Source organism: Pantoea sp. y20 (assembly GCF_054903455.1).
In genome coordinates this window covers 2,402,360-2,418,364 of record NZ_CM142816.1, presented here as the reverse complement: position 1 = coordinate 2,418,364, position 16,005 = coordinate 2,402,360, and the positions used below count along the sequence as shown (strand labels likewise).

The 16,005-nt window shown below is 60.4% G+C and carries 16 protein-coding genes; 5 read left to right on the top strand and 11 right to left on the bottom strand.

The window, feature by feature from the left end; genetic code table 11:
- Positions 1-6 precede the first annotated feature (6 nt).
- The 4 genes from cobA to flhE all read left to right on the top strand — a co-directional run bounded on the left by cobA (position 7) and on the right by flhE (position 4,596).
- The gene (gene cobA, locus ACYAC5_RS11360) at positions 7-870 is read left to right on the top strand and encodes a uroporphyrinogen-III C-methyltransferase (protein WP_137385963.1); all 864 of its coding nucleotides are present in this window, start codon (positions 7-9) and stop codon (positions 868-870) included.
- A gap of 87 nt (positions 871-957) precedes the next feature.
- Positions 958-2,109, top strand: a complete 1,152-nt coding sequence (flhB, locus tag ACYAC5_RS11355) for a flagellar biosynthesis protein FlhB (RefSeq protein WP_101764132.1) — start codon at positions 958-960, stop codon at positions 2,107-2,109.
- A complete protein-coding gene (gene flhA / locus ACYAC5_RS11350; RefSeq protein WP_008110540.1) occupies positions 2,102-4,189 on the top strand; it encodes a flagellar biosynthesis protein FlhA in 2,088 nt (695 codons plus the stop codon). Before flhB ends, flhA begins: the two co-directional genes overlap by 8 nt.
- Positions 4,189-4,596, top strand: coding sequence for a flagellar protein FlhE (gene flhE, locus ACYAC5_RS11345; protein ID WP_192411668.1), 408 nt, complete (start codon positions 4,189-4,191; stop codon positions 4,594-4,596). The genes flhA and flhE overlap by 1 nt, the downstream gene beginning before the upstream one ends.
- 45 nt (positions 4,597-4,641) lie before the next feature.
- On the opposite strand, the gene ACYAC5_RS11340 is transcribed toward flhE, so the two are convergent.
- The 8 genes from ACYAC5_RS11340 to galB all read right to left on the bottom strand — a co-directional run bounded on the left by ACYAC5_RS11340 (position 4,642) and on the right by galB (position 12,105).
- The gene (locus tag ACYAC5_RS11340) at positions 4,642-5,955 is read right to left on the bottom strand and encodes a c-type cytochrome (RefSeq protein WP_462061768.1); all 1,314 of its coding nucleotides are present in this window, start codon (positions 5,953-5,955) and stop codon (positions 4,642-4,644) included.
- Positions 5,956-5,965: 10 nt separating this feature from the next.
- Complete coding sequence (locus ACYAC5_RS11335) at positions 5,966-7,567, bottom strand: GMC family oxidoreductase (RefSeq protein WP_192234142.1); 1,602 nt, start codon at positions 7,565-7,567, stop codon at positions 5,966-5,968.
- Positions 7,560-8,087: a sugar dehydrogenase complex small subunit gene (locus ACYAC5_RS11330; protein WP_462061767.1), complete on the bottom strand. Its 528-nt coding sequence runs from the start codon at positions 8,085-8,087 to the stop codon at positions 7,560-7,562. The genes ACYAC5_RS11335 and ACYAC5_RS11330 overlap by 8 nt, the downstream gene beginning before the upstream one ends.
- 15 nt (positions 8,088-8,102) lie before the next feature.
- On the bottom strand, positions 8,103-8,558 hold the full coding sequence (locus ACYAC5_RS11325; RefSeq protein WP_462061765.1) for a GlcG/HbpS family heme-binding protein: 456 nt from the start codon (positions 8,556-8,558) through the stop codon (positions 8,103-8,105).
- A gap of 116 nt (positions 8,559-8,674) precedes the next feature.
- Complete coding sequence (locus tag ACYAC5_RS11320) at positions 8,675-9,559, bottom strand: NAD(P)-dependent oxidoreductase (RefSeq protein ID WP_462061764.1); 885 nt, start codon at positions 9,557-9,559, stop codon at positions 8,675-8,677.
- Between the two features lie 3 nt (positions 9,560-9,562).
- Positions 9,563-10,651, bottom strand: coding sequence for a 4-oxalomesaconate tautomerase (locus ACYAC5_RS11315; protein ID WP_462061763.1), 1,089 nt, complete (start codon positions 10,649-10,651; stop codon positions 9,563-9,565).
- Positions 10,652-10,654: 3 nt separating this feature from the next.
- A complete protein-coding gene (locus ACYAC5_RS11310; RefSeq protein WP_217546389.1) occupies positions 10,655-11,368 on the bottom strand; it encodes a 4-carboxy-4-hydroxy-2-oxoadipate aldolase/oxaloacetate decarboxylase in 714 nt (237 codons plus the stop codon).
- Positions 11,365-12,105, bottom strand: coding sequence for a 4-oxalmesaconate hydratase (galB, locus tag ACYAC5_RS11305; protein WP_462061761.1), 741 nt, complete (start codon positions 12,103-12,105; stop codon positions 11,365-11,367). Before galB ends, ACYAC5_RS11310 begins: the two co-directional genes overlap by 4 nt.
- Positions 12,106-12,235: 130 nt before the next feature.
- Here galB and ACYAC5_RS11300 point away from each other — a divergent pair, with 130 nt between their 5' ends.
- A complete protein-coding gene (locus tag ACYAC5_RS11300; RefSeq protein ID WP_462061759.1) occupies positions 12,236-13,462 on the top strand; it encodes a LysR family transcriptional regulator in 1,227 nt (408 codons plus the stop codon).
- Here ACYAC5_RS11300 and aroQ read toward each other — a convergent pair whose 3' ends face one another.
- The 3 genes from aroQ to ACYAC5_RS11285 are packed head-to-tail and all read right to left on the bottom strand — an operon-like array spanning position 13,463 to position 15,989.
- On the bottom strand, positions 13,463-13,894 hold the full coding sequence (aroQ, locus tag ACYAC5_RS11295; RefSeq protein ID WP_101764144.1) for a type II 3-dehydroquinate dehydratase: 432 nt from the start codon (positions 13,892-13,894) through the stop codon (positions 13,463-13,465).
- Entirely contained in the window at positions 13,891-14,730 is an 840-nt protein-coding gene (locus tag ACYAC5_RS11290) for an amidohydrolase family protein (protein WP_462061756.1), read from the bottom strand. The genes aroQ and ACYAC5_RS11290 overlap by 4 nt, the downstream gene beginning before the upstream one ends.
- Positions 14,730-15,989 (bottom strand): gallate dioxygenase, encoded by a 1,260-nt coding sequence (locus tag ACYAC5_RS11285; RefSeq protein WP_462061754.1) that lies wholly within the window; start codon positions 15,987-15,989, stop codon positions 14,730-14,732. The genes ACYAC5_RS11290 and ACYAC5_RS11285 overlap by 1 nt, the downstream gene beginning before the upstream one ends.
- Between the last annotated feature and the right edge of the window lie 16 nt (positions 15,990-16,005).

Below are 16,005 nucleotides of genomic sequence, written 5' to 3'. Positions count from 1 at the left end.
AACATCATGACGCAAGCCAGTGAATCCCTCGACAAGCTGTTTAATCCGCGTGACGGCGAACACGCGCAAGGTGGCGTCTGGCTGGTTGGGGCTGGGCCGGGAGACGTAGAACTGCTCACCTTAAAAGCATGGAGGCTGATCAACAGCGCCGACGTTGTGGTGTATGACCGGTTGGTGAGCGAGGCGATCATGGCGGAAGTGCCGCCGGAGACGCTGGCGATTGATGTCGGCAAGAAGCCCGGCAGCCACGGGTTAAAGCAGGCGCAAACTAATCAGCTGCTGGTGGATTTAGCCCGCAGCGGGCGGCAAGTGGTGCGGCTCAAAGGCGGCGATCCCTTTATTTTCGGGCGCGGCGGTGAAGAGATGCTCTATCTGCAACAGGCGGGAATAGCCTGCCAGATCGTGCCGGGTATTACCGCCGCCGCCGGATGCGCGGCAGCCAGCGGCATTCCGCTAACGCACCGTGATTGCGCACAGTCGCTGCGGTTAATTACCGGTCACGGCAAAAGCGGTGAACCGCAGCTGGATGATGCCAGCCTCGCCGCCAATAACCAGACGCTGGTGTTTTATATGGGGCTGAAGTGGAGCGCCAGCATCAGCGCACAGCTGCAGGCGCAGGGCCGCAACGCGCAGACGCCGGTGGCAATCATTGAGAATGGCACGCGTGCCGATCAGCGGGTGATGATCACTACGCTGGCTGAGCTGGCACACACTGTTGAGGTGCAACAAGCCCAATCGCCGGCGTTATTGTTGGTGGGTGACGTGGTGCACTTTTATCGCCAACCGGTCAGGATTAATGCACATTCGAGCAATGTAGCGGCGCCATTTATGGCGACCAATCAGCCCGCAATTTCACTTATGGCTAAATAAGCTCACATTTCCCCCCTTTAATCCGCGCTTTAGCCTGTCAGGGTTTTGGCATTCTATGCTCAGAATTCCTGCCAGCTGAGGTAAGTCGTGGCTGAAGAGAGTAACGAGGACAAAACAGAATCGCCCACGCCCCACCGACTTGAAAAAGCGCGTGAGGAGGGGCAGATTCCGCGTTCGCGCGAGCTGACTTCAGTGATGATGCTGTTGATTGGATTGCTGATCCTGTGGGTCGGCGGCAACAGCATGGCGGAGCGTCTGGCCAGCATGGTCGCCACCGGATTTCGTTTTGATCACGGCATGGTAAACGATGACAAAGTGATCATTGGTCATATCGGCAGCCTGATTAAGCAGGCGGTGATCGCGCTGCTGCCGCTGATGGGCGGCTTAGTGGTGGTGGCGATTGCCGGGCCGATGGCGCTGGGCGGCCTTAACTTCAGCGGCAAATCCATTAAGTTCGATCTCAAAAAGCTCAACCCGCTCACCGGTATTGGCCGCATGTTCTCCGGCCAAACCGCTGCAGAGCTGGTGAAATCGATCATGAAAGCGGTGCTGGTTGGGCTGGTGGCCGGTTGGTACATCTGGAGCCATTGGGAAGAGATGCTGCGTTTGATGAGCGAATCGCCGATCAACGCGCTACATCATGGTTTGTCGATGATCGCCGCCTGCTGTGGGCTGATCATGCTGGGCCTGTTCCCGATGGTGGGTTTTGATGTGTTCTGGCAGCTCTACAGCTACTTCAAAAAGCTGAAGATGACGCGCCAGGAAATTCGCGACGAACACAAACAAAACGAAGGCGACCCGCACGTTAAAGGGCGTATTCGCCAGGCGATGCGCGCGGCGGCACGCCGTCGCATGATGGCCGATGTACCGAAAGCCGACGTTATCGTCACTAACCCGACGCACTACTCGGTGGCGCTGAAGTATCAGGAAGGCAAGATGAGCGCGCCCAAAGTGGTGGCAAAAGGCGCGGGCGATATCGCCCTGAAGATTCGTGAGCTCGCCAAAGAGCACCGCATCCCGATTCTTGAAGCACCGCCGCTGGCGCGTGCGTTGTATCGACACACCGAAATTGGTCAGTTCATCCCCGGCGCGCTGTATGGCGCGGTAGCGGAAGTGCTGGCCTGGGTTTGGCAGCTGCGACGCTGGAAGCGCGAAGGCGGCCTGATTCCAAACAAACCAAAAAACCTGCCGGTTCCGGCAGACATGGACTTTGCAGGAGAGAACACTAACGATGGCTAATTTAGCCGAGAAGCTGCGTTTACCGGGCAACTTTAAAGACACGCAATGGCAAGTGCTGGCGGGCCCGGTACTGATCATGTTGATCTTGTCGATGATGGTGCTGCCGTTACCCGCATTCATTCTTGACCTGCTGTTCACCTTTAACATTGCGCTGTCGATCATGGTGCTGCTGGTGGCAATGTTCACCCAGCGCACGCTGGAGTTCGCCGCCTTCCCGACCATTCTGCTGTTCTCGACGCTGCTGCGTCTGGCGCTGAATGTTGCGTCAACCCGTATCATTCTGTTGGAGGGCCATACCGGCGCCGATGCGGCCGGACGCGTGGTGGAAGCCTTCGGTCACTTCCTCGTTGGCGGTAACTTCGCCATCGGTATCGTGGTGTTCATCATCCTCGTTATCATCAACTTCATGGTTATCACCAAGGGTGCGGGACGTATTGCCGAAGTCGGCGCGCGTTTTGTGCTGGATGGGATGCCCGGTAAGCAGATGGCGATTGATGCTGACCTCAACGCCGGCTTGATTGGCGAACAGGAAGCCAAGCAACGCCGTACCGAAGTGACGCAGGAAGCCGATTTCTACGGCTCAATGGACGGTGCGAGTAAGTTCGTTCGTGGTGACGCCATCGCCGGCATCCTGATCATGGTGATCAACATCATCGGCGGCCTGTTGGTCGGCGTGGTGCAGCACGGCATGGATCTCGGTCACGCCGGTGAAACCTACACGCTGTTGACCATCGGTGACGGCCTGGTAGCACAGATTCCAGCGCTGGTGATCTCCACCGCCGCAGGTGTCATCGTAACGCGCGTGGGCACCGATCAGGACGTCGGCGAGCAGATGGTAACGCAGCTATTCAAGAACCCGCGCGTGCTGATGCTGAGCGGCGGCGTGATTGGTTTGCTCGGCCTGGTGCCGGGCATGCCAAACCTGGTGTTCCTGCTGTTTACCGCTGCGCTATTAGGACTTGCCTGGTGGTTACGCGGTCGCGAAATGCAGCCGAAGAAACCAACCGAAGCCTCAAGCCTGGTGAAAACCCAGGAAACGCCGGCCACGGTGGAAGCGTCGTGGACCGATGTGCAGCTGGAAGATTCGCTCGGTATGGAAGTGGGTTATCGCCTGATTCCGATGGTCGATCACCTGCAAAACGGCGAACTTTTGGGGCGTATCCGCAGTATTCGTAAGAAGGTGGCACAAGAGGTGGGCTTCCTGCCGCCGGTGGTGCATATTCGTGACAACATGGAACTGCCACCCGCGCGTTACCGCATCCTGATGAAAGGCGTAGAAATTGGCAGCGGCGACGCTTATCCGGGCCGCTGGATGGCGATCAACCCTGGCACGGCTGCTGGTTCGCTGCCGGGCGAGCCAACCGTCGATCCGGCCTTTGGTCTGGCGGCGATCTGGATCGACAGCGCCCTGAAAGAGCAGGCGCAGATTCAGGGCTTTACCGTGGTGGAAGCCAGCACCGTGGTGGCGACGCACCTCAATCACCTGATTGGCCAATACGCCAGCGAGCTGTTTGGCCGTCAGGAAGCGCAGCAGCTGTTGGATCGCGTCACGCAAGAGATGCCGAAGCTGACCGAAGATCTGGTGCCGGGTGTCATCACGCTGACTACGCTGCACAAAGTGCTGCAAAACCTGCTGACCGAGCGCGTCTCGATTCGCGATATGCGCACCATTATTGAAACGCTGGCGGAACATGCGCCGGTGCAGAACGATCCGCAAGAGCTCACCAGCGTTGTGCGTGTGGCGCTGGGACGGGCGATTACCCAACAGTGGTTCCCGGGCAACGGCGAAGTGCAGGTGATCGGCCTCGATGCCACGCTGGAACGCCTGCTGCTGCAGGCGCTGCAAGGCGGCGGTGGACTCGAGCCAGGTCTGGCAGATCGCTTACTGGTGCAGGCGCAAGGCGCACTGCAGCAGCAAGAGATGGCAGGCGCGCCGCCGGTGCTGCTGGTCAATCATCCGCTGCGTGCGTTGCTGGCACGCTTCCTGCGGCGCAATCTGCCGCAGCTGATTGTGCTGTCGAATATGGAGCTGACCGACAACCGTCAAATCCGCATGACCGCCACCATTGGAGGCAAGTAATGCGTCGCTGGTGCTGGGCAGTAATGCTGATGCCGTTGATGGCGCTGCCGCTGGCTGTTGATGCGTCCAGCGGTGCCTGGACAGCCAACGCCAGCGGCCCAAGCCTTGGCGTGCGCGGTAACTGGCTGATGACGCCTGCGCTGCGTGCGCCTTCCAGCGCGCCGGGCAATATTTCGCTGGTGTACTGGCGTTATCAGCTCAGCCGTCCTGCGCCCTCGGGTTTGGTGGTGCGCTTGTGTGCGGGCGATCGTTGTGTCGAGATTGAAGGCGCCAGCGGCAGTACGCGCGGCTTAGCCAACGTGGCGGCGGAAGAGACGCTGCATCTGGCATTTGGCTTCCAGGGGAAGGGCGCTTTGCCGCCCGGCTTACGCGTGGTGAGCAGTGAAGTGACGGTGAATTATCAGTAACGCGTGCTACCTCGGCGACGCGCCCTGCGCCGCCGAGTGCAGTAATTAAGGCTTATCTCCCTGACCGTAAATCGGGGGTGAAGCCAGTTTTGCATCCTCTCTTAACCCTTTTACCTGCTTCGCATCCACTTTGGCCGCCGCCGGATTACCAAACTGCTGGGTAACAAAGTTACTGACATCCGCCACCTGCTGGTCACTCAGCTCAGGCGCAAAAGGCGGCATAAAGACTTCGCCCTCGCGCATATGGCGATGCACACCGTTGAGGACCACCGATACCACGTTCAGCGCATCTGCCGCGCCGGTGCTGGTGTGATGGAACAGCGATGGGTAGGCATGGAAACCGCTACCCGATCCCGCACCTTCCGCGCCGTGACAGCTGGCACAGTTACCGGCAAACACCACCGCACCGGGCTGAGCATGGCGGGTCGCGTCATTGGCGCCGCGCAGTGCAATCAGCGCGGTGGAAGGTTGTCCCCAGCTGTCGCGCGCGCGGGTTTGCTGCGCGTCCGGCTGCGGCTTAACGCTGCGCAGATAGGTGGCGATGTCCTGCAGATCACTCTCGGGCAGATATTGCAGGCTGTGCTCAATCGCTTCGGCCATCGGCCCGGAGGCGCTGGCTTTGTTGGCGACAAAGCCGGTTTTCAGGTAGGTCACCAGCTGCTGCTGGCTCCAGTCACCGATGCCTGCCTGCTTATCGGGTGTGATGTTGTACGCCATCCAGCCGCCGAGATCGCCGCCGGCCAATGCTTTATCGTTGTCCATGCCCATGGTCAGATTACGCGGCGTATGGCAGGTGCCGCAGTGCGCCAGCGCTTCAACCAGATAGCGGCCGTTATTCCACTGCGCGCTCTGCTGCGTATCGTTCTGCAATTCGCCTTTATCGAAGTTAAACCACTTCCAGAAGCGCATGCCCCAGCGTTGGTTGAATGGGAACGGCAGGTCGGTTTGCGGTGAAGCCTGATGCACCGGCGGCATCGACATGAGATAGGCTTTGATTGCCAGCACATCGTCGCGCTTCATTTTGGTAAAGGAGTCATACGGCATCGCCGGATAGAGCTGCTCGCCATTTTTGCCAATGCCGTCGCGCACCGCAGCAACGAACTGATCGTCACTCCAGCTGCCGATACCGTACTGCTTATCAGAGGAGATATTGCTGCCCCAGATCTGGCCGAAAGGCGTACTGACCGCAAAGCCGCCGCCAAACAGCGGGCCGTTGGTGGCGGTATGACAGGCGGTACAGTCACCGGCGCGCGCCAGATATTCGCCGCGCTTAATTTGAGCGGCATTGTCTGCCGCCTGCGCCACGGCGCACTGCATCAGGACCACCGCGATAGCGGCCTGAATCAATACAGGTTTCATCGGGTGCTCCTTACAAGCTTGCCAGAACGCTATCGGCCATACGCAGCGCCAGCGCGGTTCCGGTCAGCGTTGAGTTGACCGTCGAGGCCGACGGCATAATACCGGTACCGGCGATAAACAGGTTCGGGTGATCGTGGGTGCGACAGTGACCATCCACCACCGAATCCTGCGGATTGCTGCCCATGATCATGGTACCGGTGATATGTTGGTTGTTGTCGTAGACGCCGCGTTTGCTGTAGACCGCCTCGGTGCCGCCCATCTCTTTCACCATGCGCTGGAAGTCGATCATCGACTGGTCATAGCCGCGATGCACGTAGTCCGGGAAGCGGTAGTAAACCTCGAGGCGGGGAATGCCCCAGGCATCCTTCTCGGTTTTGCTCAGCGTGACGCGGTTCTGCGGCTCCGGCAGCATCTCCAGCAGACACTTGAGCTGAACAAAACGCTCGGCCTGGAAGGCCAGCTTGTCGTTAAGCGCCTTGCCGTAATAGCCCTGACGCACCAGACGTTCGGTGAGATAACGCACCGGCGAGGTGTTGGCGAGGTCGATACGCAGCGCCGAGCGCTCACCACGGAAATCGCCGTCGCGCATATTGTTGATGCTGCCAGGACGCATCGGCCCACGGCCAAACCACACCGGCTCATCGGCGTAGAACTCCACTGACGATCCGGGATGGTCCATCAGGTTGCGGCCCACCATGCCGGAACTGTTGGCAATGCCGTTCGGGTAGCGATCGCTGGTGGAGAGCAGCAGGATTTTCGGGCTTTCGATGCCGTTGGCGGTCAGGACAAACTGTTTGCCAGTGACGCGATGGCGCGCTTTGTTCTGATCGAGATAGTGCACCGCCTGAATGGTGCCTTTGTCGTCAGCCTCAATGCGGAACACCACCGCATTAGTGACGATTTTGACACCGGCATCCAGCGCCTTACGCGCGGCGATGCCGCCGTGGTACTGCGCATCGATCGGGCAAACCGGCATGCAGTTGTTGTTGCCGCAGCAGGCCGGGCGACCGTCATAGGCGATACTGTTACGCGCCTGCGGACCAATGCCCACCTCATAACCCAGCGGACCGAGTCGCTGCTTCAGACGATCGAAGCCATACGGCAGCGGAATGCCCGGCAGCGGATAAGGGCGCGAACGCGGCGAAGCCAGATCGCTGTCACCGGACACGCCCATCTGGTATTCGGCGTCGCAGTAATAGGGTTCCAGCTCGTCATAGCTGATCGGCCAGTCGCGGCCAATACCGTACAGCGACTGAATGCGCATATCGTTCGGCAACAGGCGGAACGCTTGTCCAGCCCAGTGCCATGTGGTGCCGCCGGTGCCGCGCAGATATTGGGCGCGATAGGGATCCGGGCCTTTTTGAATCAGGTAATTGTTATCGCTGGGAATGAATTTAGGCTGCGGTGCCCACGGCTGCGGCGGATACGGTTCGGTGAAGTCGCCCTTAAACGGCGAGTTGCGGAAATACTCCACCGCCTGATCGCGCTTAATCTCCGGGCCGGACTCCAGCATCAATACCGAAGCGCCTGCTTTGGCCATCTTCAGCGCCGCCAGTGAACCGGCAATGCCGGCGCCAATCACCACCACATCGGCGCTTAATGAATCAGACATGTGCTCTCCTTGCAGGCGGCTGCGTCCAGAAGTTAGGTTGCCCCGGCGCGTAGCTCGGTGGTAACAGGGAATCACGCACCAGCTGATAGCTGACGATATTCTCAAAAGCGATACATTGCGGACGCGGCAGCGGGCCGACAATGCCGAGATACCAGCCGGAAACCAGCGCCTGATAAAGATCGTCGAGTGCTTTGGGTTGGGTACTCAGCAGCGCCAGCAGGCTGCTGCCGTTGGCGGCAGGTTGTTGCTGCAGCAGCGCGCTGAGCGTATCGAGCTGGCTGTCCAGCTGCGGAAAACGTGCGTGCAGCCAGCTGTAGAGGCGCTGTGCCAGCAGGGCATCCGGCTGGTCCAGTCCGGTTAATCGGGCGGAAATCGCAGTAAAACTGGCGGACGGTGCCACTGCGGCGGCCAGCGGTGGCGAGGCGAAAGCCAAACTGCCGGGGAGCGCCTGCGTCAGGACGCCAGCCACCATCAGGCCCGCCGTGCCGGTCAGCAACCGGCGGCGTGAAAGAGTCATCATGGAAATTCCCGAAAGTTATTTCAGCGCCTGAGCGGCAACCTCTGAAGCCTGGTTATCCAGATCCTGTTTGGGGGTACTGACGCCGACGGCGCCGACCACTTCATTCTGCAGCGTGAGCGGGAAACCGCCGCCGAGCGCCACCGCGTGCGGGATGGCGAGTACCGTGGTTTCGCCGCTCTGCAGACGCTGCATAAATTTCAGGGAAGGGGCGTGATACAGCGCCGAGGTGCGCGCTTTACCAATGGCGGCATCGACGCAGCCCGGCGATGCGCCGTCAAGGCGCTGGAAGGCCAGCAGCGTACCGCTGGCATCAACCACCGCTACACAGCCGGTGCTGTGCTGCGCGCTGATGCTGTTTTTGACACTGGTCATTACCTGGTTGGTGTGGCTGGCGTCCAGCGCGGCGGCGCTGGCCTGGCCAATACCCGCTGCCAGCAGCAGGGAAAGGGCGACAGATGCTCTAATCTTCATGTTTTGCTTCCGATAGTTATTGTTTTAAAACCTGCTTCTCGTCTCGCTTACTCTACGCTGTTACAAAAATGTAAACAATTGCCGATAAACAAAACGCATACCTCTATGCATATAACTCATTGAGGTGGATAGATCTTATCCAGCGTCTGTTGCCAGACGAACGGCTTCAGTTGTTGATAGCGCAGAGAGCGGGCGTTTAACGCATCAATCAGCCCTTGCTGCGTGGCAACAATCGCTGCGCTCATGGCGGCCGGTACCTTGACGTCCTGCAGCGTTTTCACCACTTCCTGCATCTCTTCGGCGCGTCGCTGGCCGTGCTCCGCCACGCGGCTAATCAGGTAGTGCGGCAGCTGATCGTCCCAGCCCAGCGACGGGAAACTGGCGTGCAGCGAGTCGAGCACCGCTTGCTCTACGCCATACTGGCGCGCCGCGCTCAAACATTCGGTGGTCAGCGCCTCGAGGCCTTTGATCATCACGCTGCGGCACATCTTAATCGCTGAAGCTTCACCCACTTCGCTACCCAGCAGGCGGCTGTTGAGGCCCAGCTGTTGCAGCAGCGGCTGCACCTGTGCAGACTGAGCGCCGCCAATCAGCAGCGGCGTCACCAGCCGCTTGGGCGGCACCGGCGCCATCACCGCCACGTCGATATAGCTGGCACCCGCAGCGTGAATCACTTCAGCCGCGGCGCGTTTGGTGTGCGGTGCCACCGAGTTGAGATCGAGAAAGTGCTGCCCGGCCTGTAACCGCGCTGCCGCCTGCTGCGCCACGTTGAGGGCCTGCGACGCGGTAACGGTGGAGAACACCAGCGCGGCGTCCTGTAATGCATCCGCCAGCGAAGCGGCCAGCCGCACGCCGCTCTGCTGCGCTTTTTGCTGCAGCGCGGACAGGGTTTCCGCCGCCAGGGCTTTGCGATCCCATACCGTCACCGCATTGCCCTGCGCCTGTAAATCATGGGCGAGAATGCCGCCCGCTTCGCCAAAACCGATAAAGGTGATGTTCATCAATTACTCCTTGCTGAAGGGCCAGACCGCCGCCGGAATCATGACTTCACCGACGAAAATGGCACGCGCGGTGCGCAACAGACCGCAGCCCGCCAGCGGGTTATCGCCTTCGCGCTGTAGCAGCACGCTAAATTCACCGCTGGGATGTTCCACGCTCAGGCGCTGTTGAGGTTGCTGGCTGGTGCGTGCCAGTCCGTCGGCGACGCTGCCGGGGATCAGGCAGGCGCTGGCGACACTCACCGCGCCAAGCACGCCAATCGAGGCGTGGCAGCGGTGCGGAATAAAGGTGCGTGAGCTGATGGCGCCACCGTGACGCGCTTCGGCCAGCAACGTGACTTTGGGCACTGTTCGCTGGCTGACATCCCCTAAATTCATCCGCGGCCCGGCCTGCAGGCGGATCGACTCCAGCCGCTGCTTGAGCTCGCTGTCGTTATCTAACGCGTCGCGGCTTTCATAGCCGCTGCGATTGACATCCGCTGCACGCACCAGGATCACCGGCATGCCGTTGTCGATGCAGGTGACGTCGATGCCATCAAAACGATCGCGCGGCTGACCGGTTGGCAACAGCGCGCCACAGCTCGATCCGGCAATATCTTTGAAGGTGAGGGCGATTTCGCCTGCGCTGCCCGGTACGCCATCAATGCGTAAGTCGCCGTCATAGTCGACTTCACCGTCGGGCGTGGCGAACACCGCCTCGGCAATCTGCCCGGTGTTCTGCATGAAAATGCGCACACGGGTGCGTTCGCTGCCTGCCTTGACCAGCCCGCGTTCGACGGCGAAAGGGCCGACGGCGGCGAGGATATTGCCGCAGTTTTGCCCGTAATCGACGCGGGCTTGATCGACGTTGACCTGGGCAAACAGGTAATCGACATCGGCATCGTCACGGTGTGAAGCGCTGACGATCGCCACTTTGCTGGTGAGCGGATCGGCCCCGCCGAGGCCGTCAATTTGACGGATATCGGGCGAACCCATCACCGCCAGCAGTACCCGATCGCGGGCCGCCGGTTCGGCTGGCAGATCCTGTGTCAGAAAGCAGGCGGCTTTGGAGGTGCCGCCGCGCATCAGTAAGCAGGGAATGCGACGCTGGCGCATGGTTTATTCCTCCAGTTGATCGAGCGTGTCGAGATAGCGCAGTCCTTTTTCCGCCAGGCGCGGGCGCATCTGATAGATATCCAGGCCCAGCTCACCGGCCGCTAAACGCAGGCGTTTGCTCTCTTCCAGCTCTTCACGCTGACGCGCTTTGGCCGCCACGCTGGCAGCTTCATCGCGTGCCACCACCACCACGCCGTCGTCATCGGCGACGATAACGTCACCCGGCCAGATCAGCTGCCCGGCACACACCAGCGGCACATTCACCGAGCCGAGCGTCTCTTTCACCGTGCCCTGCGCATATACCGCACGCGACCAGACGGCAAAGCCCATCTCACGCAACGTGCGGCTATCGCGCACACCGACATCCGCCACCAGCCCGCGCACGCCGCGCGCCTGCAGCGAGGTCGCCAGCAGATCGCCGAAGAAGCCGTCGCTGCACGGCGAGGTTGGCGCGACCACCAGCACATCGCCCGGCTGGCAGAGCTCCACCGCGACGTGAAACATCCAGTTATCGCCGGGTGCGACCAGCACGGTGACCGCGCTGCCCGCGATGGCACAATCCTGCTGAATCGGGCGAAGGGCGGGATCGAGCAAGCCTTTGCGCCCCTGCGCTTCATGCACGGTGGCGACGCCAAAGCGCGCCAGCGCGTCGATATCGGTGGCTGCCGCACGCGGGATGTGGCGCACCGCGACGCCTTTTTTCGCGATGATGCTCATGCCAGATCCTCCGTCACGCGCGGGAAGATGCTCTGATAACCTTCGCCATAAATGATGTCGCGGCGGGTGGTAATGCCGACGTTACGCTTGGCCTGCACGCCGCGCTGCTGCGCCACGCGCGTGTAGTATTCCCACAGATGTTCCTGCCCGGCCATGCACTGAATCGCCTGATATTTTTTGTCCCACACTGAGGTGATATCCAGCAGCACATCCGGCTTCCAGTTGCACTGCTCAGGCTGGTGCGGTTCGAAGCAGTACACCGGCGGCGCACCGACGATTTTTTCGCCCGGACGGTAGCCTTCGGCCTGGGCGATAATGCGCGCCTCCTGCGCCAGATGCGTGGCCGTCGGGTGATCGTAGTTGTAGGGATCCTGCAAGGAATGGGTAAGAACAAAGTGCGGCTGCACCTGGCGATAGACGTCCGCGAGGCGGAACAGGGTTTCTTTATCGGCACGCAGCGGATAATCGCCGAGATCAAAAAATTCAATGCTGGCACCGAGGATCTCGGCGGCGGCCTGCGCCTCGCTGCGGCGGGCGGCTTTGACTTTCGCCTCGCTCATCTCCCCCTTGCGCCACAGCTTGGCCGATTCGCCGCGCTCACCAAATGAGAGGCAGACAACATGGACGTCATAGCCCTGAGCATGGTGCAGCGCGATGGCACCGCCGGCGCGCCAGACAAAATCCGCTGAGTGAGCGCTGACCACCAGCGCGGTTTTTTTTGGGGTGTTGTTAGTCATGGCATACTCCTCCGCTGTTTTTTTCCATGCTGTCACTGCCCACCTGGCGGCGATAATTCATTTCATTGCAGCGGGTATGCGTTTTATTTATATTGCGACATCGATCGGTAGTGAAAACAGGCAGGGAAAAATGGCGGAAAAGGGCACGCAGGAGCTGACAAATCTGATGCAAATCAGGGCATTTAGTCAGGTGGTAGCACAAGGCAGTGTCTCACGGGCAGCGGATGAATTATTTCGCACCCAGTCGGCCATTACCCGCGCTATTCGCGAACTGGAACTCACCTTAGGCGTCACGCTATTTGAACGTCACGCCGGCGGCATGATGCTGACTGACTTCGGTAAATGTGTGCTGCCGCGTGCGCTGCGGGCGATTGAGGAACTGCATCAGGTACCGCAGCGGCTGGCTAAATTGCAGGGACGCGGTGCGCAGCGTAGCGATGCGGAACCGCTGTGGCTGTTTAACGTGCGTCGGCTGCAAATTTTTATCACGCTGTGCCAGACGCGGCATATGCAGACGGTAGCGGCACGTCTCGGACTGAGCCAGCCGGCGGTGAGCGCCGCGCTGCGCGTGCTGGAAAACGGCGCGGGCATCGCGCTGCTGGAGCGCACGCCGCACGGCATGATGCCTTCGCTGGCCGGACGTGAAATCGAAGCCAACGTGCGGCGTGCGCTGAATGAATTGCGCCATATTCCGGCCGATATTGCTGCCCGCAGCGGAATACTTGAGGGAACGGTGCGCGTGGGCGCATTGCCGCTGGGACGCACGCGTATCCTGCCGCAGGCGATCGTGATGCTGACGGCGCGCTATCCGGGCGTGCGCGTGGTCACCAGTGAAAGCGCCTTTGGCGTGCTGGCCTCGGAGATGCGCTCGGGCGATATCGATTTTATTTTTGGCGCGCTGCGCCGCGATGAAGATGCGCTGGACGTCACGCGCGAGACGCTGTTCTCCGAACGCATGGTGCTGCTGGCGCGTCACGATCATCCGCTGGTGGGACGTGAGCTCTCTACCGATGATCTGCGCGCGGCGCGTTGGGTGCTACCGCGTTCGGCCACGCCGGCACGTTATCTGCTGAATAACAGTTTTCAGGCGATGGGCATTCCGGCACCCGATCCGGTGGTGGAGACCGGCGATCTGGCGTTGGTGCGCGGCTTGCTGATGCAGTCGGATATGCTGGCGGCGGTCTCCGCGCACCAGCTGGAAGTGGAACTGGCGTCCGGCGCGCTGGTGGCGTTGCCGGTGCCTTTGCCGGATACCGATCGCGCTATCGGGCTAACGGTGCGGGCGGGCTGTCTGCACTCACCGGCAGCGGATGCGTTGATCCGCTGCCTGCGTGAAGTGTGCGGACAGGACCAATAATCAACCTGCGCGCGCCGCTTCCATCAACGCATAGCGGTAACCGCGAATGCCGTAGCCGCAGATCACGCCTTGTGCGACGTCGGAAAGATAGGAGTGATGACGGAACGGCTCACGCTTGTGCACGTTGGTGATGTGCACTTCCCACAGCGGCAACCCCACGCCGGTGACCGCATCGCGGATCGCCACCGAGGTGTGCGTCCACGCTGCCGGGTTGATCACCAGCGCCTGCGCTTCGAGACGCGCCTGCTGAATCCACTCAATCATTTCCCCTTCGTGGTTGGTCTGGCGAAACTCAATCGTCACGCCCAGCTCTTCCGCCGTTGCGCGGCACAGCGCTTCGACGCTTTGCAGTGTGTCGGAACCGTAAGTTTCTGGCTCGCGGGTGCCCAGTAGATTGAGGTTCGGGCCGTTCAGTACATAGATGGTTCTCATCGTGACTCCTGTAATTCAGTAAAACCAAACAGCCGCTGTGGCGTGTGCCAAAGCACCTGACGGCGGCTCTTTTCATCGGGGATCAGCTGTTCGATCAGCAGCAGTTGCGTGCCCATATCCATGCGTTCACTGGCGCGCAGGAAAGGCCAGTCCGATCCCCACATGCAGTTTTCCGCGCCGAAAGCGTCCAGCAATGCCAGCAAATAGGGATGTCCATCGCTGAAGGGATAGGGCTGCCGGGAGAATTTCGCCAGCCCGGAGAGCTTGACGCTGGTGCGCTGCTGGCCGGCCAGCGACAGCAGCGCCTGAAAGGCTGGTTGTGCTACGCCCGCGCTGACGTCAGGCCGACCGGAGTGATCGATCAGCAAACGCGTGCGGGTGCGTGACAGCAGCGGCATCAGCGCCAGTAGCTGATCGTTTTGCACCTGAATCTGGGCAAAGAGATCCAACTCCGCCAGCCTGCCCATCAGGGCATCAAGCTGGAGAAACGGCTCGGTGCCCAGCATCGCCACGTTAAGCGCAATGCCGACGATGCCTTGATCTTTCAGGCTGGCGAGCGTGTCGCTCTCCACGTCACGCGGCGTGACGGCAATGCCCTTGAAACGGCCCTCACCGCGCTTGATGGTATCCAGCAGGCAGCGGTTATCGGTGTTATATCCCGACGTCGGGCCGACAATCAGCGAGTGGCGGATGTTGTACGCCTGCATCACAGCACGATAGTAATCCGGCGTCGCCAGCTCGTGTCCGTCCGGGTTATAGGCGCTCTCGGGCGCCCAGGGAAAGTTTACTGGATCAACAACGTGGTGATGGCAGTCGATGACCGGTTGCGTAAACATCAGTCTGCTTTCCCCGCCACCGAGTAAAGTACCTGCTGATTGCGCGTCTGCTGGAACTGTTCCAGCGTTTCACCGCGCATCGCTGAGTAGATATGCAGGTTAGAGACGCCTACCACCGCACCCAGTTTTTCCAGCAGGAAGAAGCTGACGCCGTAATGGATCATGCCGCGCCAGTCGAGCTGGGTAATCAACGTTTGCTCTTCAGCGCTCAGCCCGGCCTCCTGATACAGCACCTGCGGAGCTTCGCGGAATCGCTTACGCCATTCTGGCTGAATCATGCGGTGCAGGAAGCGGTTGATGCGCAGCGCTTTCAGGCTGCGCGCCTGGGTGAACGGATAGGTGCCGGGCAGTTTTTCCACGCCGCTGAGCTGCAGGTTGATCTTATCGCGCTGACGCTGGTGCACATCGACCGGCGCTTCGCGTGACTGATTTTCGAGGATCAGCGTGGCGATCCCGGTCATCGAAGGCAGATAGTAATCCTGATGCAGTTTCTCGACATTGGCCGACAGCGCACCGCGCATGATCAGCCACATAATCACTTCCGCACCTTCCAGGCCGCCGAGCGTGGCGTATTCAGCCAGCGTTATTTCGGTCAGACGTTCGGGATCGTTAATCAATAGATCGATAAACTGCGCATCCCATTCGGGATTGTTGAAGCCGCAGCGCTCGCCGTGTACCTGATGTGAAACGCCGCCGGTCGCGACCACCGCAACGTTCAGATCCTCCGGGAAACTTTCTACCGCGCGCTTCAGCGCCTGGCCGAGTTTATAGCAGCGACGCGCCGTCGGGATCGGGAACTGCAACACGCCGACCGCCAGCGGAACCACCTGCATCGGCCAGCCGCCTTGCCACGGTGCCAGCGCCGACAGCGGCGAAAACAGGCCGTGATCCAGCGCTTTGTCCTGGAAGAATGACATATCGAACTCATCCGCCATCAGGCTGGCACCAATATGTTGTGACAGCGCCGCATGGCCTTTTACCGGCGGCAGATCGCGCGGGCCGCCGCCTTCATCCGCAACGGCATATTCGTCATCAATGCCCAGCACAAACGCCGAGTAGTGATCAAAAAAGAAGGAGGTGACGTGATCGTTAAACACATACAGCAGCACATCCGGTTTTTTCTCCTCCAGCCAGCGCTGCATCGGGGCAAAGCCATCGAAAATCGGGGCCCATGCGCCTTCCTGCTGCTTGTTGTGATCGACCGCAAAGCCAATGGTGGGAGTATGCGAAACCGCTAAACCGCCTATGATTTTAGCCATAATTTTTTGACCTCTA